Origin of the sequence: Myroides sp. (assembly GCF_032073645.1) — a bacterium.
GTDB classification, from domain to species: Bacteria; Bacteroidota; Bacteroidia; order Flavobacteriales; family Flavobacteriaceae; genus Flavobacterium; species Flavobacterium odoratimimum.
Genome location: NZ_DAMANB010000001.1, coordinates 1 through 23090, shown reverse-complemented (window position 1 = coordinate 23090; position 23090 = coordinate 1). Strand labels below are relative to the sequence as shown.

The following is a 23090-nucleotide window of genomic DNA, read 5'->3' as shown; positions in this document are numbered from 1 at the left end:
AGTACGATATATCTTGTATTTCTTAAATAGTCATTTTTTTATTCAAAACAGACAAAATCATTATATACTTTTGCGCTCATTAAAAAGAAACACTACAATGAAGATCATCGATTCCTTAGAGTTTATCGATAGTATAGAAGAAGGCGTATTTATCAATCATGAGAAATCGACAAAAAGATATCCTTTACATCAACATCAAAAAGGACAACTCACATATGTAGAAGGAGGGATAACTTATGTGACTGTAGACAATGTCACTTATGTTGTACCAGCGAAGTACTTCTTTTGGATCCCTGAGGGAGTACCACATATATTGAGATTAAGTAACTCTGCTACTGTTCTTCACTCCTTGTATTTTTATATCTCTGATGATGATAAAGATCCTTTTTATACTACACTAGGGATATATGCCGCTTCAGATCTATTAATAGAGATGATAGCTTATACGGTGTGTTGGCATGATAAGATGGTCAATCAAGACACGCCTAATTTTGTTTTTCTACAAGCTTTAAAAAATATTCTACCCACTTTTATCAATAAGAATATACAGTTACAACTTCCATTTAGTGATAATCCACGCATTACTAAGATAACAGACTATCTAGACAGTAGTTTTGGACTTCCATTAACATTGACTGATATCAGTAACAAGTTTAATATGAGTGAACGCTCTGTATCACGCCTCTTCCAAGCTGAATTACAAATCTCCTTCTTACAATACTTAAAAGCATTGCGTATCGTGAAAGCCATAGAACTACTGATGAAGACTGAGCACTCTGTCAGCGAAATAGCCAATACAGTAGGATATGTTACGCTAGGAGCGTTTAGTAATGCCTTCTGTGAGTTTACAGGAACACGTCCATTAGAGATGAGAAAGAATAAATAGTGATTCTACTATACTGTGTTTTTACTTACTTTAGAGTATTCAATCCTTATGAATAGGTTAAAGCAGAAATAAAAATTAAATTCTTTAAATAAATACACACGTTTTAATTTCGTTGTTAATGAATAGGAAAAGAGCGTTTCGCTTGCACTTCTTAGGGGATTGCTAGCACATTCCTAGGGGTTTCCTTGCCTAGAAGGTGCTTTTGTCGAAGGAATGTGCAAGAACCCCTCAAGCAATCCCCTAGCAGATCAAAACAAAACTATCTTTAACTCATCAATAAACACTGATCAGAAATAGAATTTTAAGTACTTTATTTTAAATTCGGTAATGAGAGATTTTATTATTCCGTTGTTTAAAATACTTTTATTTCACTTCTTCTGTACTTACAAAAAGCTAATTATTAATCAAACTTAGGTGATTATGTATCGGAATAATCGGAATCTACAATAAAAAGAGGTTAGACAGTCTTTAGTGATGTCTAACCTCTTTTTTATTTACACTTAGAGTAGATGTATTTATTTAGATGATATTGCGTGATTGGTCTTAAAGACTTACCAGAGATAGGATGTACCCCTGTTCCTGGGTTATTAAAATAATCATGTTTTCCCTCTCCAGTCTTGACAAACCATACCTTCGGTTTTCCTTTCCTAAAAAACTCGGTATCACAATCAACACTTATTTGTTTAAAATTCTTCAGTATGCTTTTATCATAAGGGACAGGCTCATTACTTACCCCTGCAAAACTCTTTATTGTAGCCTCACCACAGTCATAAGCCACATATCTATCTCCTTCCCACTTCATACATTCATCATTTGATAACATACTACTCACTAAACTACCAACACCTAATAAGCCTATTATAATCACTGTGACAATTAATAGATTGCGCTTAAGTTTATTCTTCGCTGTAGTAGTAGGCAGAGATTCTGCAAATGATTGAACAGGTGGTATATGATCTTCAATAGTTTTCTCTTCTACTGCTTCTCTTTTCTCTTCAACAATAATTGAATCTGTTTGTTCATCAGCTATAATCTCCTCTTCTATATCTACACTACTCTTTCTAAACTTGCCATAAGGCCGTAGTTCATAATCATACATTAAGGCCACCATTTCTAGTACAGCATGGTTCTTAGATGTATCAGTTTTTTTGCCTAAAAAACTCTGAATAGGTTTAAACCATCCTAATTCAAATCTATTAATACTCTTAACAATATCATTTAGCTCTGTGCTATCACCTCTAAAAAAATCTTTAAGAATTATTTTATCGTCAGGAGATAAATCTTCTTTACACAGTCCAATACAATAATTTCTCAATTGTGCAGGTGATGGAGATAACAGAACTGTGTACTGAGGTAAATCTTGAACTTTATTAATATGTTTTTTTAAACTATCTGTATAGTCATTAATCGTTAGTAAGGTCATAATTATAATTCAATGTAAAACGGAATTATCAGAATCATCGGAATCATCAGATTTACAACACATTGTACCCTAAAAGTCGCCTTTCCTTTGCTGTGTCGAAAATCAGATACGTGTTGTGATGTTTCAAAAGTACAAAACATTTATATGGGTTGTTTACTCGTGATACTAAAATAACAAGGAAGCCATTTTATGTCACTTAAACAACTCGCTTCCCTCAGCACCACATCTCTTTTTCAGGACTTAACTTTTTAATTACTAAACAATGAAAAAAACAGTAAAAGTAGCAATGCTATTAGGCGTAATCACATTATCAATGGTAAGCTGTGATAAAGATGATAACCAACTTCAAATGAAGAAAGAGGTTAAAGTGAATGGAGTGGATCAGGAGATGGATCATGACTGGGGACATCCACCTATTAAACCTCCTAAAACAAATAGTTTAAATATTGAACAAGAAGTAGATCATGACTGGGGACATCCACCTATTAAACCTCCTAAAACAAATAGTTTAAATATTGAACAAGAGGTAGATCATGACTGGGGACATCCACCTATTAAACCTCCTAAGATTCAATAATAATTTATTGAATAAATAGTACTAAATTCGAAGAATGAAAAGACAAATTCTTACTTTTTATTCTTCGAATATTGCTTTACTAGTAATAATTACATTACTCTTAACATCATGTTTTAAAAAAAACAATGATGTTAAGAGTAATGATAATATAACTTTAGGATACTATCATCAGCATCTTGGAGATAGTTTATATACTAAAAATCAATTAAATAATGCTTTCAAATCTTATTTAACATCCAACAATCATTTTAGTTTAGCAAAGAAAAAAGAAAGCATTACTTACAACAATCTACGCATAACTACAATATATTTAATTATTGGTGACCCAAATAGTGCTCAAGAATTAATTACTCAAGAACTATTTGATATCAAAAATAAAGACGAATCTTTTAAAACATATATTTATAATACATTAGGAATCTGTAACGCTGAATTAGAAGATTATTCAAACTCTATAAAATATTTTGATAACTCATTAAAATTCACCAATTCACCTGATTCTAAAAATATTATTTTAAACAATATCGCATCTAATTATATTAGTTTAAAAGAATACACTAAAGCAATTGATATTCTACAAGACATTCTTTCTTCTAATGTATTTAAAGAAATGCCGTTAGAGCAAGCACGAGTACTTAATAACTTAGGAAAAGCTCTTTACTTACAAGACAAATCACAAGGATTAAAAGAATTAGAAGAAGCCTTAGCTATAAGACTAAACGATATCAATCAAAATGACATCTATAGAAGCTATATCAACCTAGCAGAATATTATACCTTAAACAATAATTATCACTCTGCACACAACTATGCCTTAAAAGCTTATGAAATTACCACAACTAATAAAAATAAAAAAGACAAACTACAAGCTCTTGAATACCTCATCAAGTCTAGTACAGAAAGTCCCTCTAAGTATTATGCCGATTATATAGACCTTTCTAAAGAAATCGCCACTGAGACTCAGCAAGCGAAGAATCAATTCGCTAAAATACGTTATGACTTTGAACAACATGAACAAGAGAACATTAAGCTAAAACTTGATTTACAACACAGTGAACTAGTATCTGCTAGAAGTAAAAATGCTCTTTATATAAGCCTCCTTTGTTTATTAGCAGGTGGAGTGATTACATCTTTTATTTACAGAAGAATAAAACATCGTCATAGAATAGATAAGATTCAACAGTCTTACTTAACAGAAACTAAAATTGCTAAAAAGATACACGACGAATTAGCGAATGATGTATTCAATGCATTAACGTATACACAGAACTTTAATCTTGAAACTCCAGAAACAAAGAATCATTTACTATCTGATTTGGAGTCTATCTATAAAAAAGCAAGAAATATTTCTCTGCAACATAGCTCTATTGCAACGGATGAAACCTTTGTTACCCATTTGACTAATTTATTCAATGAATACACTACTGCCAACTGCCAGATTATCATCTCAGGACTTGACAACTTTGATTTTTCTCTACTTGATAAGAATCAAAAGATAACCATCTATCGAGTAATACAAGAATTATTAGTCAATATGAAGAAACATAGTATGGCCACTATAGTAGTATTCAAATTCAGTGAAGATAAAAAATACTTTAAAATATTCTATTCTGATAACGGCGTAGGAATCTTACAGGAAGATATTAAATCAAAAAATGGGCTTTCAAATGTGGAAAACCGTATTACTAATATTGAAGGAACATTTATATTTGATTCTACTAATAAACTGGGTGTAAAGTATAATATCCAATTACCGAAAAAAAATTATGTTTAAAAAGATATTAGTTGTCGAGGATTATGATAGTATCAATATTGGTATTGTACAAGCCCTAAGTGACAACATTCCGCAGGTCGAAGTATACAGTACTAAATACTGTGATGATGCTTGGCTAAAAATTCAAGGTGCTAAGAACAATAACTCACCGTTTGATTTAATCATCTCTGACTTGTCTTTTCAAGAAGACTATAGAGAAACTAAACTAAAGGGAGGAGCAGACTTAATCAAATTAATACGTGAACAAGATGACAATCTTAAAATCATTGTCTATTCTATAGAAAACAGATTTATAGAAGTAAGTGAATTAATAGATGATTTAAAAGTCAATGCTTATATCAGCAAAGGGAGAAATAGTATTAAAGAACTACTAGCGGCTATCACCTATATCCAACAAGAGGAAAAACCTTATCTATCACCAGATATCAAGGATGTAAAAGATAATCCTGTCACACTAGTACTTCAAGAGGAAGATTTAACTATTCTCCGTCTACTAGCAGAAGGGTACTCTCAAAGTGAAATGAGCCATAAGTTTAAAGAAGATAATTTATCGATAGCAAGTACAAGTAGTATCGAAAAGAGAATAAGCCGTTTAAGAGTTTCTTTTAATGCTAAAAACACAACACACCTTATTGGTATTGTAAAAGATATGGGGATTATTTAAACCCGGACTCTCCTCCATTAGCCAAATACTGAAGTAAACTCTAGTATTCATAAATATTTTTGACATAAATATTCACTAAATGAGGTTTTCCGTAATACACTGTCATTTATAGCCAGTACTTTTACCTTCCATAAATCATGCTGTATTATGCAAAAATATGTTTATCTATTAGTTATCTCTTTCTTTCTTCTTTTTTCTGGTTGTAATGAAGGGCGATATACAGTAATGGAGCCTACAGAAGAAGATAAAGCTTACCAAGTAGAAATAGACTCTATACTGACTATTTACAGTCAACATGCTTCTATCTACTCAGAAATATACCCGAAAGCGCTATATGGTAATAAAGAGGCCTTAAAAAGATACTCTGATCTCATGTTAGATATTAATGTATTAGATAATAAATTAAATCTATTAATTAATCAGAACAGAATAACATCCAACCAACTTAAGAAATATATGAAATTGAGAAAACAATTTACTCAATAAAAAAAGCAGGAAGATCTTTCCTGCTTTTTTATTATGATGCAACTTCTAATCGTTGCAATAAGTTTTTATTTAATGCCTGAGCCGTGTAGTCTTTATCTACATTTAACTCTTTTACTCCATCTTGGCTAGGTAACTCGTACATAGCGTCTGTTAGAATAGCCTCACATAACGATCTCAATCCTCTAGCACCTAACTTATACTCTAGTGCTTTATCCACAATATAATCTAATGCCTCATCAGTAATAGAGAACTTAATACCATCCATTTCGAATAGCTTTTCATATTGTTTTATTAGAGCATTTTTAGGTTCCGTAAGAATTGCACGCAATGTCGTCTTATCTAATGGATCCATATGCGTTAATACAGGCAACCTTCCAATAATCTCAGGGATTAATCCATAGTCCTTAATGTCCTTTGGAATAATATACTGCATTAGGTTAGTACGATCTACTTGATCTCCTTCTACTGTAGACTTATATCCTACAGCTTGCATATTTAATCGTTTAGAAATAAGTCTTTCAATTCCGTCAAAAGCTCCTCCTGCTACGAAAAGAATATTCTTTGTGTTTACTTCAATAAACTTCTGATCTGGATGCTTTCTTCCTCCTTTAGGTGGTACATTTACTATACTTCCTTCTAGAAGCTTTAATAAAGCCTGCTGAACTCCTTCTCCTGACACATCACGTGTTATAGATGGGTTATCACTCTTACGCGCGATTTTATCTATCTCATCTATAAAGATGATACCACGTTCTGCTTTTTCTACATCGTAATCTGCAGCTTGTAAAAGTTTAGTAAGAATACCTTCTACGTCTTCTCCTACATAACCAGCCTCTGTTAATACTGTCGCATCTACAATAGCTAATGGTACATTCAACATTCTAGCAATTGTTTTTGCTACTAATGTTTTACCTGTACCTGTCTGTCCCACCATCAAGATATTACTCTTTTCGATTTCGATATCTTGATCATCTCCATTCATTTCTTGCAGAAGACGTTTATAGTGATTATAAACAGCTACAGACATTACTTTCTTAGTTTGATCTTGTCCTATGACATACTCATCTAAGAATGCTCTTATTTCCATTGGTTTCTTAAGTAATAAATCACTTGACAAATCACTTAAATGTTTTGACTGTTGTTCTTCTAATACTATACCATAAGCTTGCTCTACACAACGGTCACAAATATGAGCATCTATACCAGCAATTAGAATATTTGTATCAGATTTAGCACGCCCACAGAATGAACATGACATTTCTTCTTTAGCCATAAATTATTTTCTAATTAAAACCTCATCAATCATTCCATATTCTTTAGCCTCTTGTGCAATCATCCAGTAGTCACGATCACTATCATGATGTACTTTCTCCATAGATTGTCCAGAGTGCTTAGAGATGATTTCGTATAATTCATCTTTTAATTTTAATATCTCACGAGCTGTAATTTCGATATCAGAAGCCTGTCCTTGTGCTCCTCCTAATGGTTGGTGAATCATCACTCGTGAATGTGGTAATGCAGAACGTTTTCCTGCAGCTCCAGCACATAATAACACAGCTCCCATTGATGCTGCCATACCTGTACAAATCGTTGCTACATCAGGTTTGATTAACTGCATTGTATCATAGATACCTAATCCAGCATAAACACCTCCTCCAGGAGAGTTCACATAGATACTAATGTCTTTCTCGTTATCTACACTTTCTAAGAATAATAACTGCGCCTGTATAATATTCGCTACATAATCATCAATAGCTGTTCCCATAAAGATAATTCTATCCATCATTAATCGTGAGAACACATCCATAGAAGCAACGTTCATCTGTCTTTCTTCTATAATGTAAGGAGTCATACTACTAACGATTTTATCGTAGTACATACTATTTATTCCTTGGTGCTTTGTAGCAAATTTTTGAAACTCTTTACCAAAATCCATATTCTTCTTCAATTTATTTTAAATACTATATAAAAAAATAAGCGCCTCTCTTTAACAGAAAGACGCTCAAATATACTTATTTTTTTCCGGATATTATTCTCCGTACATTTCCTTAACGAAATCTTTGTAAGATACTTCTTTTACTTCAGCTTTTACTTTATCATTAAATAAAGCTAATACTTTTTCATTCATTACTTGCTCAGAAATACGTCTAACTTCATCTTGGTTAGTCATTACTCTAGCAACAATATCTTCAACTACTTTAGCTTCAGGATCCATTTGTCCAAACTGAGCCATTTGATCTTTAATCAACTTAGTAGTATATTCTTTAATTTCTTCGAAGTTTAATTGTAAGTCATATTGAGACATTACTTTTCCTTCTACTAACTGGTAACGTAAACCTTTTTCTGATTTTGTGTACTCAGCAGCAGCTTCTTCAGCAGTCATTGGAGTCTCACCTGCATCCATTAACCATTTAGTTAAGAAAGCAGCTGGTAATTCAAATGAAGTATTTTCTAATAAATGTTCGTAAACATCATTTAAGAATTTTTGATCTGCTTGACTAGCAAATTGCTTTTCAGCATCTTCTTTGATTTTTTCTTTTAATTGCTCAACAGAAGTAACAACTCCTTCTCCAAACAATTTATCGAATAACTCTTGGTTTAATTCAGCTTTCTCTGTTTCATTGATTTCGTTGATAGTAAATACTACATCAATTTCTAATCCGTGAACTTTATCATGATCAACAGCTAAAACTTCCATTAATTTATGGTCATCTTCGAATAAACCTTTAGTACTTACAGTAACTTGGTCACCTACTTTTTTACCAATAAATTTCTTTTGGTTCGTTTTAGTTCTGATATCGCTTACAGCAATCTTAACTTCATTATTGATTCCCTCTTCTTCGTTAGCGAAAGTACCTACCATTTCTGATGTTTCTTCTACTACCTCTTTAGAGATCATTTTTCCGTATTGTTTTTGAATAAACTCAACTTGCTCGTCAAGCATAGCGTCATCAGCTACAACTTTGAACTTCTTGATTTTATTTTTACCTTCTAAGTCTAAAGAAAACTCAGGAGCTAATCCTAATTCAAAATCAAATTTTAATACATCTGCATCCCAGTTAATATCATTAGCTACTGGTAATGGATTTCCTAAAATATCTAATTTTTCTTCTACAAGATAGTTACTTAATTTTTCTTGCAAAATTTTGTTTACTTCTTCGAACAATACAGCTTTACCATATTGTTTTACGATTAAACTCATTGGAACTGCACCTTTTCTAAATCCAGGAACGTTTGCGTTCTTTTTGTAGTTAGATAAAACGTTATCTACATTACCTTGGTAATCTTCTTTTGCAAGCTCAATAGTTACGATTGCATTAAGAGCATCTACATTATTTCTTGTAATATTCATTTTTGATGTATTTACATATAAAATTGGGTTGCAAAAATATATTATTTTTACAACCCAAACAACTTTTTAAGTAATTGTATTTCAACTATTAATTTTTTTATCCTCTTCTAGGCTCATCTTTTTGTAAAAACCCATTTACTACAGATTGACAAAATGTCAAGACAACACTAAATAGTAATGCAGTCCAAAATCCACTTACCGTAAATCCATTGACAAAATAGGCTGCTAACTGTATGATAACTGCGTTAATTACAAGTAAGAACAATCCCATAGTAACAATAGTCGCAGGTAATGTCATAAACACTAAAATAGGTCTTAAAAACATATTTAATATCCCTAGCGCTACTGCCACCCATAGTCCAGTAGTAAAACTCTCTACAAAAACTCCTGGTAAAATATTTGCTAATAAAACAACTAAACCAGTAGTAATTAATAATCTAATGATAAATCCCATATTTAATTTTTTGTTTAAAATTAAAAAGAATTTTACTTATTACCAACCATTAATGTTGGCCCAGGGTATACAGCAGGATTAACTAATGGTATACTAGCCTTATAATGTTTATTAATAGATCTTAAAATCTCTGAAGCTATAAATGCATATCCTCTTCCATTTAAATGTACTCCATCTAATGAAAACATAACGGTATTTAAATTCCCCATTCCTTGGAAATAATTAGCTGTATAGATTTGACCATCTTCTACTCTAAGTCCAGAAACTGCTTTATTTAAGATATCATTCATATCAGCTACAGCTAATCCTTTACTAGTAGCTGTTGCTTTAATAATACTATTAAATTGAACTGTAGCGTCTTTGATATTTGCTTGTTCTGTAGGGTTAAGTACAAAAGAATCACTGATAGGGAAACTAACTCCTTTTTTCAGCATAGCATCCATTGTAGGATTTCCCGTTGATTGAGGTAATGAAGCTCCAATCTGTGCCTTACTTGTTAACAGCATTAAGTCTTTTGCAGTAGCATGTCTAGCTTGTCCATAAGACATCGCGATAAACTTGATTTGCTCAGGTGTTAATTTTACAGGAAACAAACCTGCCCCTACTACTTGTGTTAACCCTCCTTCTAATAAAGCAGACATATCTGCCAAAGTTTTATCTTGAATCAAAAGTGGGTTAGCTGAAGTTTTAGATATCAACTGAAGTCTATCCCCTTGACCTCCTTTTGCTAAAATTTGCTTTAATAATCCTATTAGACTATTTAGTTGATCTATATTCCCTTCACCGATAAGTTTAGGAGATAATGGATTATAAGGTACTGTAGTGAAAAATGGAATAGCGGTCACATCAGGAATAGTAGCTACTATACCTTTTGCACCTTCAGAAGTTAGTGTATTTGTAATTTGCTCGTATACTTGCTTAAACACTCCTGCATGAGTAATATCATTTGAACCATACATAGCAGGATTAGTTCCCCCTGCTTTATTTTGATCCACACCTTCTCCTCCTGAAGTAGCATATGCTAATACATCATTAGCTCCAATCCAGTTCGTAAAGAATGTCGGTTTTAGGCTCATCGCATCACCTAATACTGTCGCATTATCAGCTGTAGCCGTACGTACAAAGTATGGGTTAGCGGTAGCAGGAGTAGTTAATAACCCTGATGGATTACCATAACCAGGCGCTATTAAATGGAAAGTCTTAGCACCAGGTACACCAGCATTGTGATATGCTTTTTTCTGTTGCTTAGTTGCTTCTATAGTTACTGCTCTATCAATATTCTGAGGCCCTATAGCTTGTCCATCTGCTCCAGGCATCATATTAACAATCATTCTTGTTGGAAAGCCCGGATTCGCTTGCCCTGCAAATAATAAACCTCCGACATCATTCATATCATCTTCAAATGATGGTTGAGTAAACTCGCCACCACCAACTATTTTAAATTGGGTTGCTAATATATTTGGAAATGAGTTCTTCTGTCCTGATTTGAAAACAGTACCGTCCATAAATCCAGCAGTAAGAGAGTTTCCAACAGCTACATACGAACTAAAGTCAGCTTCTCCTGCATAATATGTTCCTCCATCTATTTCATCTTTGATAGAAGGCTCACATGATGCTAATAAAGCAATGGCAGGTAATAATAATAAATATCTTTTTTTCATGATTTCTTTTTAATTAAATTAAAAACTATAGCTCACACCAAGGCCTCCACTAATCACAGAAGACTTATAAGTTCCTCCAAAAGACACATTCTGACCATCTTCCATAAAATAATCATAAGAACTATTTGTATCACTAAAGTGTAAGTAAGTCAATGACATATCGATTGCTATACCATTCTTAAACTTATAACTAAACCCTCCTGTATAAGCACGAGAATCATTACGTGGCGTTTCTGGGGCAAAGTATCCCTCTTGTACAGGACTTTCGTCATAATACCAACCAGCTCTAAGTGTTAACTGATCATTCATTGTATACTGTAATCCTAAACGATATGTACTTGAATCTTTATAATTACGAGGATTTACAGATGTTCCAATTGTAGGGTTATCCACAAATTCTATCTCTAATGCTTTATATGCATTCCAGAATGTTCTATTATAATCAAAAGCAAATAACCACTTATCCCAAGTATAAGATGCCCCTACTGCTAATTCTGCTGGCAAAGGCATTTCTGCTTTAATTTTTCCATTTTTAAACAATCCTTGACCATATCCTGGTACATCATAGAATTTTGACTTACCGCTCTTTTCATCCATGACAATTTTAGAACGATAGTTTAATCCTAATCTTAGATGATCATCTACATTCACCATATATCCAGCTGTCCATCCCCAAGCAGTAACGTTTTTAGCTTCTACTGTTACATTCGTTCTATTTCCTTGCTCATCAGTCATGCTACGAGACAAGTTTTTATTAAATGTCACTCCACCATTTACGAAAATAGGTCCCCCTCCAAAACTGAAGTGTTTACTAACTTTAATAGCTACAGTTGGTTGAAAATAGATTGCTTTTAAATCAATATTATTAACTAAGTGTGAACCTTGCCAATCTTTATCCCATTCTACTTTACTACCGTATGGCGAATAGATAGCTAGACCAACTGTCATCCAATCAGTAGCCTTATAAGTACCATATGCATAGAATGGTGTTCCTGGATTACGAGTTTCATTCTCCCATCCATAAGTTTTATTCTGAAATTTAGTATCAGCGACTAAAACACTAACACCTCCTGAAAAATTAAACTTATCTTCCAAATAAACAGATGCAGCAGGGTTGAAGAATAAAGATTCCGCACCACTACTTATGACTGCTACTCCCGTATGTCCCATTGCAAGTTGTTTATTTCCTTGCATTGCAACTCTATACCCCCCAGCAAAAGCTGAAGTCGATATCAAAGTAAGTAGAGACAGTGATAATATTTTTCTTATCATAATTAACTGTTATTTATAATTCGTTTATTTCAAATATATACAGTTCTATTAGTTTTACAAATATTTAAGCCTATTTTTAACATTCATATTTTCACTTTTTAATTATTATTAAAATATAACTCAAATAAACTCATTTTAATACAATACAATTAACAAATTAAAAGAATTATGCATGCATACATTAACAGCACATATATTTAAAAATCAACAACATCTTGCATTTTTATCAAACCATTGATTATCTAACAACAAAAACAGTCAATAAAAAAGAGATATACACTCGGTATATCTCTTTTTACAATATTTCTTAATTTACATAGACTAAAATTTTCTATACTCCACTATCCCATTATTAGGAACAAATGTTTTAAGAATAGAGGTATCTGTATTACTAAAAAAGTAATTAGTTCCTTTACTTTCTCGTGTTGTAAGTAAGTCTAATTCTTCAAGTATTTTTTTCGTTTGTTTAGCAACTGCTTTACCAGAATCTATAATCTTTATTTCTTTAGGAATAATAGTTTCTATAATAGGAATTAGATAAGGATAATGTGTACAACCTAAAACTAGAGTATCTATTCCTTTCTCTACCATTGGTTCTAAATAAGAACGAAGTAAATCCTTCATCTCTTGAGAATGAATTCCTCCATTTTCTATCAAATTAACTAGATTATAACCTATTTGCTCAATGATTTCTATATCAGGATACATCTTAACCTTAGAAGTAAAGAAGTCGCTTGTAATTGTTCCTTTAGTGGCCAATATACCTATTTTAGAAGTCTTCGTTAGGATAGTAGCTGGTTTAATAGCTGGTTCGATTCCGATAATAGGAATATGACATCTAGCTCTCATCTCGCTTATTGCATTGGTCGTTGCTGTATTACATGCTACTACTACAATCTTACAATTCAGAGAGACTAAATACTCAACATTTTTAAGAGATAAATCTATTATTTCTTGTTTTGTCTTGATTCCATAAGGAGCATAAAGCTGATCACCTATAAAGATAGTATCTTCGTTTGGCATCAAGAGATTAATCTCTTGCCAGATAGTTGTTCCTCCTATTCCAGAGTCAAATAAACCTATAGGGTTGTTCTTAGTCATATACAAATATAAAAAAAACCACTCTTTAACAAGAGCGGTTTTGATTATGATTATCTAGTTAAACTAAAATTAATTAGCTCCTAATTCTTTTTTTACATCAGCTAAAAGGTCTGCACCTCCAGCTAATAAAACTCCAGAACCATTAGAAGAATCTAATACATAGTCAAATCCTTTAGATTTTCCTACTTTCTGAATAGCTGCCAAAGCTTTTTCTACGATAGGTTGAGTTAACTCTAATTCTTTCTTACCGTAATCTTGTTGAGCTGTTGTTTGGAATTGTTGAATTCTTTGTTGTAATTCATCGATTTCTTTAGCTCTTTCTTCATTTTTAGCATCTCCTGCAGTAGCAGCTTCTGCTTGGTATTGTTGAATCTTAGTTTGGTAAGTAGACATCATTGTAGAAATTTCTTTCTCGTATCCCTCACCTATTTTCTTTAATTCAGCATTAGCATTTTTCATCGCTGGTAATTCTGTCATTAAAGCTCTTACGTCGATATGTGCTACTTTAGATTGAGCCATTACCGCTGTAGTACTAACTCCGAAAAACATTGTAGCTGCAATTAATAAAGATTTCATTTTTCTCATCTTTCTCGATTTTTGATTTATATTTTATTGTTATTCTACTTTTTATTAGCTTCTTCAGCTTTCTTTCTCGCTTCTTCTTGCTTTTGCAAGATTAATAACTTTCGGTCCTCTTGTTCCTTTAAGATACGCTGTCTTCGCTCTTCTTGCTTACGTAGAGACTCATCTATTAACTCTTGTCTCCTTTTCAACGCCTCTTCCTGCTTACGCTTTTGCTCTGCTTCTCTTTTTTCTTGAGCTATTCTACGTTCTTCTTGTAATTTCTCGATATCCACAGAAGATTTTTTCGACTGTTGATCTAAAGCTTGTTGTTTTCTTCTCTCTAACTCCTCTTGTATCAGTCTATCTCTTTCTGCTTTACGTCTATCTGACTCAGCTTGTTGCTCCTCCATCATTTTTAGACGCTCTTGAGTTGCCTGCTCTCTGTTCTTCTCATTTTGAAGACGTTTATCCTCTGCTTGCTGTTGACGCTCTTGAATCAACTTCTTCTGAGCTTCGATCTTATCCGCTTTTTCTTGTTTCAGCTTCTCTTGCTTCTCTATCTGCTGTTTGATTTGTTCCTCTTTTCTTCTCTGAAGTTCTTGCTCTCTCTGATAGTTAACATCGTTTGCTAGCTCTTCTTTTCTCTTCTTCTCTTCAATTCGCATGATACGTTCAGCTTCTTCTTTACGTCTCTGTTGCTCTTCACGTCTACTCTGCCTTAGAGACATTGCATCCTCTTTCTGTTCTTCTTCTTCGACAGCTTGTGCTTCTGATTTAGTCATACCTTGCTTTCTACGGGCAGTAGCTAGTCTACGTAAAACTAAGTCGCTAATATCGTGTTTTTTTGTAGCAATCACCATAGTAGCTTCAGAATTTTTATCTAAAACGTAATCAAATTTACGAGCTTCAGCAATATCTTCCACTACAGCAAAAACTTGATCTTGTATTGGTTTGGCCAACATGATCTTTTGTGTAATCAGATCACCTGACGTTCCAAATCTTTTTTGTTGATATTGAAAAAGCTCTTCCTCTAATATTGATATCTCCTCTTCTTTCTCTTCTATCAAATCTCTAGTTAAAAGAATTCGTTCAGCAGCTAAATTATCTTTTAGCTTTTTGATTTCAGCCTTTTTTTTATCAACATCTCCTTTCCACGTATTCGCTCTCTCATCTAATTGGGTAGTAGCCTGTAGGTACTCAGGTGTCTGACTTAAGATATACTCCATATCGATATAGGCTACACGAGCGCTACCACCTTGAGCCACTACTGATACTATTCCAAAAATACTAAATAATAAAGTTAAATACGTTTTCATTCTAAATCAAGTTTTATGATGTAACTAGTACATTAAAACGATTGCCCAAGAATAAAATGTGTTTGGAATCCACTCTTCTGAGTAGTACCTGGTACAGAATCGAATCCATATCCAAAGTCAATACCTAACAATCCGAACATTGGCATGAACACACGAACACCAAAACCAGCAGAACGTTTTAACTCAAACGGACTATAGTCTTTAAATGATGCAAATGAGTTCCCTGCTTCTGCGAAAGTCAACACATAAACTGATGCACTTGGCTTTAATGTAATAGGGTAACGTAATTCTAACGAAAATTTATTATAAATAGTACCTCCGATTTGTTCTCCTCTATCATTATATGGAGTTAATGTCTGATTTTGGTATCCTCTTAACTGAATTACCTCACGACCATCTAATGAATAATTCGCTAGTCCATCACCTCCTACATAGAATCTTTCAAACGGAACTACTCCTCTATTATTGTTATAAGCTCCCATATATCCAAATTCTCCTAGTGCACGAACTACTAATTTATCATAGATAGTTGTATACCAATCTCCTTTGAATTTTAATTTATAGTATTCTAACCAATTAAATTTCTTTTGGTCTACTTTAGCCACATCTGCTGTAGCATCTTCCCAATTATTAACTGGTCTATAGCTAGAATCTAAATAAGTTCCTACAGGGATAGTCGCTCCAGTTACTGGATCTATCGCTCCTGCTTTTGCTCTTAATTTATATTCTTGTTGATCACCAAGATTTTTATAATCCACATTGTTAAACAACGAATATGGAGCAGTAAACTTACCACTAACACTAAAGAATGAACCAAACGTTGGGAAAATCGGGTCATTACCACGATTATCACGTCTTAATTCAATCTGATAAGCTAAGTTACGAGAGTCTCCATCTCCGAATGTAAATAATCCTGTATTATAATTTTTCATATTATAATATTGAAAACTCAAAGTATGAGATAATACAAAGTTATCATCTGGCACACTTAATTGTTTAGCAATACCAAATTGCAATGTTGTAATATCAAATCCTCTACTTCTATCTGTACGACGATTTACATAATCATAAAGATTCTGTGTACTATATGCTACTGTACCAAAGAAGTTAATAGGCTTACGTCCTCCGAACCATGGCTCAGAGAAACTTATACTATAGGTTTGATAGTAAGTACTTCCTTGTAGACGTAGTGATAAAGATTGTCCATCTCCCATTGGGAAAGGCTTATAAGACTTCTTATTAAATATATTTCTCAACGAGAAGTTATTAAATGATAGTCCTAATGTACCGATGAATCCTCCACCACCGTATCCTCCTTGTAACTCAACCTGGCTTGATCCTTTTTCAGTTACTTGCCAATCGATATCAACTGTTCCAGAGTTTGGATCAGCATTTTTCACATCTGGAATAATAGCTTGTGCATCAAAAATATTTAATCCTCCTAATCGTCGGATTGTTTCCATCACTAAAGATTTACTCCATATCTCCCCTGGACGAGTTCTTATATCTCTATGAACTACGTGGTCATGTGTATTATCATTACCAGAAACTGTAATATTATTAAACCTTGCGATAGGTCCTTCCACAATTCTTACCTCGAAATCAATTGTATCATTAGCTGTTCTAACCTCAACTGGGTTTACGTTAGAGAATAAATATCCATTATTCTGATACACATTTGATATATAATACCCATCAGGATCAGTCTTATCATCTATACGTTTATCCAGTAAGACTCCGTTATAAACATCTCCTTTTTCGATACCCAATACCTGTTTTAATTGGCTATTTGTATAAACAGTATTACCAATAAAACGAATATCACCGAAGTAATACTTATTCCCCTCAGTAACATCAATATTTATACTTATTCTATTGGTTTCAGGATTATAACTTGTTGTATCAGCAATTATACGAGCATCTCTATAACCATTCTCTTTATATTTACTAACAAGCTTATCTAAATCCTCTTCATATTTAGCTTTGATAAACTTAGAAGGTTTGAAAATGCGCAATGGATTGAAAGGACTACGTTGCTTAGTCTCCTTCATTGCTTTTTTCAATTTCTTATCACTTAATTGCGTATTACCACTAAAAGCTATCTCTTCTATACGAACTTTCTTCCCCTTATCTATTCCAACTAATAGTTCTACTGTTCGGCCTGTCGAGTCAGCTGGAATAGTATTTAACGTTACTTTTGTATTATAATAACCATCTTTCTTATACTTATTTAGTAAGAAATACTTAGTAGTAGACAGAAAGTTATCATTAACAATTTTACCTCTATTCAGTTTTGCTTCTTTGATAAGAGCTTCAGACTTTGCCTTTTTAAAACCTTTAATCTTTACACTTTTTAAACGAGGCAGCTCATTTAAAGTTAGTTCTAGATTAATAGTGTCATTTACAACAGATGTTTCGTAGAAGTTAATATCAGTAAATGAACCAACCTTCCATAACTTTGTAAGAGCATGCGAAAGCTCTTCTCCAGGCACAGCTATTTTTTGGCCTTTAGAAAGCCCTGTAAAAGTAACTATCGTTTGTGGGTTTAAGCTATATTTTCCTGTCACTGTTATATCTCCTAAGGTATAGATTTTAGGAGCTTCAAAAGAAGGAGCTTTTATACTGTCCTGTGCATGCACATGAGAGTATACTAGACCAGCAATAAACAGTGCAAAAAGAGATGTACCTTTTTGAAACATTAGATTCGTTTTTTATTTTATTTGTTCACTTGTTTTTCCAAACCTTCTTTCTCTATTCTGATAAGTAAGAAGGGCTTTATAAAGTTCCTCTTCCGTAAAGTCCGGCCAGAGTACCTCTGTAAAATAAAGCTCAGAATAAGCGATTTGCCATAACAAAAAGTTACTTATTCGTTGCTCTCCACTTGTTCTAACTAATAGGTCAACATCAGGTAGATCACTCGTGTAAAGATGATTATTTATAACTGATTCATCTATATCAGCCTCCGAAATTAAGTTATTTTTAACTTTAAATGAAATTTCTTTTACAGCTTTTATTAGTTCAGCTCTAGAACCATAGCTCAACGCTAATGTTAAAGTCATTTGAGTATTGTCTTTAGTCTGATCCAATACGTCTCTTAATTGAGCTTGTACTTTTTCTGGTAATAAAGATAAATCACCAATAGCATTAAGTTTAATATTATTTTTCGTAAAAGTAGGGAGTTCCTTTTTTAGTGACTTCACTAATAATTTCATTAACATATCTACTTCCAATTTGGGACGATTCCAATTCTCAGTAGAAAACGCATATAAAGTTAAATGCTTAATTCCTAACGTAACGCATGTGCTAATAGTAGTACGCACGGACTTAACACCATTCTCATGGCCTAGCGTTCTTAGAAATCCTTTTTGTTTTGCCCATCTACCGTTACCATCCATAATGATGGCTAAGTGATTAGGTAAGTTGTCTGTGTTAATCTGTTCTTTCAAATTCATTTAATCTGCACAATAACATGGGTTATTTCCAAAAGTATAACTTATCGATATACCTGAGTAAAAAAACCAATCATTTCCGTTTTTACCAAAACCATAAGACTTTTTATTTGCTTCTGTAGGACTACTTCCATCTAAATTATTAGTGAAAGTATAATGTGCAGCTACTTCAGCATTCAGATTTATCTTAGGCGTAAGTCTTAATTTTAACCCACCCGCAAAAGGTATAGTCATTGAATTTTTCTTACCTCCTTTTACTAAATCTACACTTGTCGACTCAAATCCTTCTACAGGTGTACTTGGTCTAAAGTAAATATCGTTATATCTTATACCTGATACGCCAACAAAAAGGTATGGTGTAAAACCAAAATTCTCTTGGTGTAAATCGAATTCAAAAAAATTAAATTCAATACCTACCGACAATTGTTGAACAGTATTTGTAAAACTATATCCTCTTTCTTTTCGGCTTCCCATATCAGATTTAGCATCATCTCCTCCTATTTTATGGTGAGAATAACTAACTCTAAAAGAGTGCCTAGGGCTTCTATTCCAACGATAAAAAACATTGTACCCCATATCCTTTGGTGCTATATATTGAGTAGAACCAATATCTCCTACATAATTAGAACCACCAAGCCCTACACCGAATTCGTGAATCTGAGCTTTAGCTATAACTGTTGTAAGTAGCAGTAATAGAGATATAAGAATTTTATTCATTCTGTTAAAATAATTTACAAATATAGTAATATAGACCTTTCAAAATCTATTTTTTTCTCACGGATTGCCCAAATGAGGTTAAGCTATTTTGTTCTAAACGTAGAAAACCCTTAAAAAGTATATAGTTTGTTGACTTTTTTAATTTCTCTTATCCTCTCCCCACAGTAATTTATTTCTCAATGTCTTAATAAAACTTTGAGTAGGAAACTCCACTAAATCTACTGTGAAAGGAGCTTTAGTAATAATTAATTCTGTATCGTTGTCCACAGCTTTTGTAGTCGTGTCAAGTGACACTAAGAACTGTTTCTCTCTAGAACTTACTTTTAACTTAATTGTTAAATTATCTCGGATAACCAACGGTCTCACATTTAAATTATGCGGTGCCAACGGAGTTAACACAAAACATCCCGTCTCAGGTTCTATTATCGGCCCTCCACAGCTTAATGAATAACCAGTAGACCCTGAAGGTGTAGATATAATCAATCCATCTGCCCAATAAGTAGCTAAAAACTCATCATCTAAATAAGTTTCTACTGTAATCATAGAGGTTGTATTCTTTCTTGATACAGTCACCTCGTTTAAAGCATACTGAATATCAAAAGCATTATTTTCTTGAGGTAAACAATTTAAGCTCAACAAAGATCTTTTTGATCTCTTAAACTTATTTTCAAACAACAAAGGAATATGCTCCTCTAAATTATCGTGTTGTACATTAGCTAAAAAACCTAACCTTCCTGCATTAATTCCCACAATCGGGATATCCGTATTTTTAATAAAATTAGCGGCGCGCAGCATTGTCCCATCACCTCCCACGCTAATAAAAAAATCCACTTCACTAGTCAATGGATTATTCGTTCCAAACGTTTGGTATTCTTTATCAAGAATATCTTGTTCATTCAATAGACTGTAAAACTTTTCTTCAAATACGACCTCTGTGTTTTCGTATTTTTGAAATAAGTTAAATAACCTACGTACTATATTTTGTACTATAGGTTTGGCAGTCTGTCCATAAATCGCAAACTTCATATTATATGTTTAGATATTTATTAAGGTATTCTGTTCTTTCCTTTAGATCATTAATATGCGTATCTTCAGAAAGTGTACTGACTATCTCATAACCATAACGTCTTAAGTCATCTAAAATAACCTTTGTATTGACACTATTAGTTTTAACTAATAGTTGAGTATTATGATTGTTGTTAGACAATAGTAATAGACCTATCATTTTAGCATTGTTACCTTCTACTATTTGTGTTATTTCTGAGAAGCTGTAATCTAAATGTCCTTTTTCAATGACAAAAGTAGTACCCTTTTCATCAAAAAACATTGTTTTACTCCATTCATTTAACAAATATTCTTTAGAATATATTCCTTTTATTTTACCTTCTTCGTCTAATAGCGGAATAGTATTCGTATCACACTGACTAAACAAATCAAAAAAATCAAAAGGATTCAAATTCGAAGACTCTAAAAGGTAGAACTTATCTAAATCATACATAACATCCTGAATAGTGCTATCGAGATCAGCTGTATAAATATCCTCTGTATTGATATTGCCAATCCAGATTTCATCTTTATTCACCACAGGAAGATGAGAATAATTACTTTTTTCTAGATAAGGAAATACATCTTTAATAAGCGTATTCAATTTACAGATAGGATAATCTGTGAGTAGAAAGAAGTCAGGAGATAACATAATTCAAGGTTATTATTTAGAAGTGCAAAATAATCAAAAATAAAACAATAGACGTTAATTATAGTTTGTATTTTTGTCTTTAAAACTTAATTTTATGACTAAGCTATCTGTTAATATCAACAAAATTGCTACTCTAAGAAACTCAAGAGGAGGAGATGTTCCTAATTTATTGCAAGTAGCCAAAGATGTACAAAAATTCGGAGCTCAAGGAGTAACTATACACCCTAGACCTGACGAAAGACATATTCGTTATCAAGATGCACGTGATTTAGTAGACGTAGTCTACACTGAATATAATATAGAAGGTAATCCTATGGATAACTTCTTAAACTTAGTATATGAGTGCAAACCTACCCAAGTAACATTAGTTCCCGATGCTGTAGATGCACTTACTTCTAATGCTGGATGGGATACCATTAAACACAAAGCATTCTTACAAGAAGTAATTCAAGAGTGTAAATCACGTAATATTCGTACTTCTATTTTCGTAGATCCAGTATTAGAAATGGTAGAAGGTGCTAAAGTTGTAGGTGCTGACCGCATTGAGTTATATACTGAAAACTTTGCTGCTGAATATGCAAAAGGAAATGAAAACGCTATCATACCTTATACTCAAGCTGCTGAATTAGCAAACCAACTTGGATTAGGAATTAATGCAGGACACGATTTAAGTCTTGACAACATTGAATTCTTTAAAAACAATATTCCTAACCTACTAGAGGTTTCTATAGGTCATGCCTTAATATCTGAATCTCTTTACCTAGGATTAGAAAATGTAGTAAATATGTACATCAGAAAATTACAATAATGGCAGATATATTATACTCTAAAATAGAAGGCGAAGGTATCCCTTTAATTGTTATGCATGGATATATGGGAATGTCTGACAACTGGAATACTTTTGGTAAACAAATGGCAGAAGTAGGTTACGAAGTACACCTATTAGATCTTAGAAATCACGGTCGCAGTTTTCATTCTGACGATTGGTCTTATGATTTTATGGTAGAGGACATCGTTCGTTATATGGATTATCACGCTATATGTGATGCTATCATATTAGGACACTCTATGGGAGGAAAAGTAGCGATGAAGTTAGCCACTCGTTACCCAGCTAAAGTAGAAAAACTAATTGTAGCAGATATTTCACCGCGCAGCTACGCCCCACATCATCAGGATATATTAGCAGCGCTTAACGCTGTTGACTTCTCTACTAAACCAAGTCGAAAAGAAGTAGAAGAAACCATCGCTTCTCATATTCCCGAAATCGGTACACGACTATTCTTATTAAAAAGTTTATACTGGGTAGAACCAGGACAACTAGGTTTCAGATTCAATCTGAATGCTTTTAATCAAAATGAAGATGTAGTAGGTGAAGGTGTAGAAGAAGGTGCTGAATACACAGGAGACACGTTATTCATTAGAGGGGGAAACTCTAAGTACATTCAAGAAAAGGATGAAGTTCTTATCCAAGAACACTTCCCTAATGCAATCATTAAAACGATTCCAAATACAGGACATTGGTTACATGCAGAGAACCCACAAATGTTCTTCGATATCGTTAAAGAGTTTCTAGGATAGACAAAAAAATATCACTTATAATAAAGGTCTAATACTTCGTCAGTATTAGACCTTTATTTATATATAAACAATAGCGTCCTAAACATTTAAAAAAAGGCACAAAAAAAGAGAGTTAATTTC

General features: G+C 32.9%; 22 protein-coding genes. 7 read left to right on the top strand and 15 right to left on the bottom strand.

Annotated features, from left to right (window positions below; translation table 11 throughout):
• Positions 1-97: 97 nt before the first annotated feature.
• A complete protein-coding gene (locus RT228_RS00110; RefSeq protein WP_006257307.1) occupies positions 98-886 on the top strand; it encodes a helix-turn-helix domain-containing protein in 789 nt (262 codons plus the stop codon).
• A gap of 490 nt (positions 887-1376) precedes the next feature.
• Here the strand turns inward: RT228_RS00110 and RT228_RS00105 are convergent, their stop codons facing one another.
• Positions 1377-2309, bottom strand: coding sequence for a hypothetical protein (locus RT228_RS00105; protein WP_058699281.1), 933 nt, complete (start codon positions 2307-2309; stop codon positions 1377-1379).
• Between the two features lie 262 nt (positions 2310-2571).
• On the opposite strand from RT228_RS00105, the gene RT228_RS00100 reads away from it, so the two are divergent.
• The 4 genes from RT228_RS00100 (at position 2572) to RT228_RS00085 (ending at position 5810) form a co-directional block, all read left to right on the top strand.
• The gene (locus RT228_RS00100; RefSeq protein ID WP_058699280.1) at positions 2572-2886 is read left to right on the top strand and encodes a hypothetical protein; all 315 of its coding nucleotides are present in this window, start codon (positions 2572-2574) and stop codon (positions 2884-2886) included.
• A 34-nt stretch (positions 2887-2920) separates the two neighbouring features.
• Positions 2921-4660 carry a tetratricopeptide repeat-containing sensor histidine kinase gene (locus RT228_RS00095; protein WP_058699279.1) on the top strand — a complete coding sequence of 580 codons (1740 nt, stop codon included), beginning with the start codon at positions 2921-2923 and terminating at the stop codon, positions 4658-4660.
• Positions 4653-5324: a response regulator gene (locus tag RT228_RS00090; RefSeq protein WP_006257311.1), complete on the top strand. Its 672-nt coding sequence runs from the start codon at positions 4653-4655 to the stop codon at positions 5322-5324. Before RT228_RS00095 ends, RT228_RS00090 begins: the two co-directional genes overlap by 8 nt.
• A gap of 147 nt (positions 5325-5471) precedes the next feature.
• Complete coding sequence (locus tag RT228_RS00085) at positions 5472-5810, top strand: hypothetical protein (protein ID WP_006260559.1); 339 nt, start codon at positions 5472-5474, stop codon at positions 5808-5810.
• Between the two features lie 31 nt (positions 5811-5841).
• Here the strand turns inward: RT228_RS00085 and clpX are convergent, their stop codons facing one another.
• From clpX to RT228_RS00015, 14 genes are all read right to left on the bottom strand, one after another.
• Positions 5842-7083 (bottom strand): ATP-dependent Clp protease ATP-binding subunit ClpX, encoded by a 1242-nt coding sequence (clpX, locus tag RT228_RS00080; RefSeq protein WP_006257314.1) that lies wholly within the window; start codon positions 7081-7083, stop codon positions 5842-5844.
• A gap of 3 nt (positions 7084-7086) precedes the next feature.
• Positions 7087-7746, bottom strand: a complete 660-nt coding sequence (clpP, locus tag RT228_RS00075) for an ATP-dependent Clp endopeptidase proteolytic subunit ClpP (RefSeq protein ID WP_006257315.1) — start codon at positions 7744-7746, stop codon at positions 7087-7089.
• 93 nt (positions 7747-7839) lie between these two features.
• Positions 7840-9162, bottom strand: a complete 1323-nt coding sequence (tig, locus tag RT228_RS00070) for a trigger factor (protein WP_006257316.1) — start codon at positions 9160-9162, stop codon at positions 7840-7842.
• Between the two features lie 97 nt (positions 9163-9259).
• Positions 9260-9616: a phage holin family protein gene (locus RT228_RS00065; protein ID WP_006257317.1), complete on the bottom strand. Its 357-nt coding sequence runs from the start codon at positions 9614-9616 to the stop codon at positions 9260-9262.
• 32 nt (positions 9617-9648) lie between these two features.
• Positions 9649-11277, bottom strand: coding sequence for a hypothetical protein (locus tag RT228_RS00060; RefSeq protein ID WP_058699278.1), 1629 nt, complete (start codon positions 11275-11277; stop codon positions 9649-9651).
• 18 nt (positions 11278-11295) lie between these two features.
• Positions 11296-12549 (bottom strand): OmpP1/FadL family transporter, encoded by a 1254-nt coding sequence (locus RT228_RS00055; protein ID WP_025125372.1) that lies wholly within the window; start codon positions 12547-12549, stop codon positions 11296-11298.
• Positions 12550-12870: 321 nt separating this feature from the next.
• The gene (gene murI, locus RT228_RS00050; RefSeq protein WP_058699277.1) at positions 12871-13650 is read right to left on the bottom strand and encodes a glutamate racemase; all 780 of its coding nucleotides are present in this window, start codon (positions 13648-13650) and stop codon (positions 12871-12873) included.
• Between the two features lie 69 nt (positions 13651-13719).
• Positions 13720-14235, bottom strand: coding sequence for an OmpH family outer membrane protein (locus tag RT228_RS00045; RefSeq protein ID WP_006257321.1), 516 nt, complete (start codon positions 14233-14235; stop codon positions 13720-13722).
• 35 nt (positions 14236-14270) lie between these two features.
• Positions 14271-15530 carry an OmpH family outer membrane protein gene (locus RT228_RS00040; RefSeq protein WP_058699276.1) on the bottom strand — a complete coding sequence of 420 codons (1260 nt, stop codon included), beginning with the start codon at positions 15528-15530 and terminating at the stop codon, positions 14271-14273.
• Positions 15531-15562: 32 nt separating this feature from the next.
• Complete coding sequence (locus RT228_RS00035; RefSeq protein ID WP_006257323.1) at positions 15563-18229, bottom strand: outer membrane protein assembly factor; 2667 nt, start codon at positions 18227-18229, stop codon at positions 15563-15565.
• A gap of 12 nt (positions 18230-18241) precedes the next feature.
• Positions 18242-18982, bottom strand: coding sequence for an isoprenyl transferase (locus RT228_RS00030; RefSeq protein WP_006257324.1), 741 nt, complete (start codon positions 18980-18982; stop codon positions 18242-18244).
• Entirely contained in the window at positions 18983-19696 is a 714-nt protein-coding gene (locus RT228_RS00025; RefSeq protein WP_016650181.1) for a DUF6089 family protein, read from the bottom strand.
• A 138-nt stretch (positions 19697-19834) separates the two neighbouring features.
• Positions 19835-20722 (bottom strand): NAD kinase, encoded by an 888-nt coding sequence (locus tag RT228_RS00020; RefSeq protein WP_006262819.1) that lies wholly within the window; start codon positions 20720-20722, stop codon positions 19835-19837.
• Between the two features lies 1 nt (position 20723).
• The gene (locus RT228_RS00015; RefSeq protein ID WP_058699274.1) at positions 20724-21392 is read right to left on the bottom strand and encodes a CBS domain-containing protein; all 669 of its coding nucleotides are present in this window, start codon (positions 21390-21392) and stop codon (positions 20724-20726) included.
• A gap of 94 nt (positions 21393-21486) precedes the next feature.
• Here RT228_RS00015 and RT228_RS00010 point away from each other — a divergent pair, with 94 nt between their 5' ends.
• Together RT228_RS00010 and RT228_RS00005 are read left to right on the top strand one after the other, a co-directional pair.
• The gene (locus tag RT228_RS00010; RefSeq protein WP_006262816.1) at positions 21487-22200 is read left to right on the top strand and encodes a pyridoxine 5'-phosphate synthase; all 714 of its coding nucleotides are present in this window, start codon (positions 21487-21489) and stop codon (positions 22198-22200) included.
• A complete protein-coding gene (locus tag RT228_RS00005) occupies positions 22200-22970 on the top strand; it encodes an alpha/beta fold hydrolase (RefSeq protein WP_006257331.1) in 771 nt (256 codons plus the stop codon). Before RT228_RS00010 ends, RT228_RS00005 begins: the two co-directional genes overlap by 1 nt.
• Positions 22971-23090: the final 120 nt, after the last annotated feature.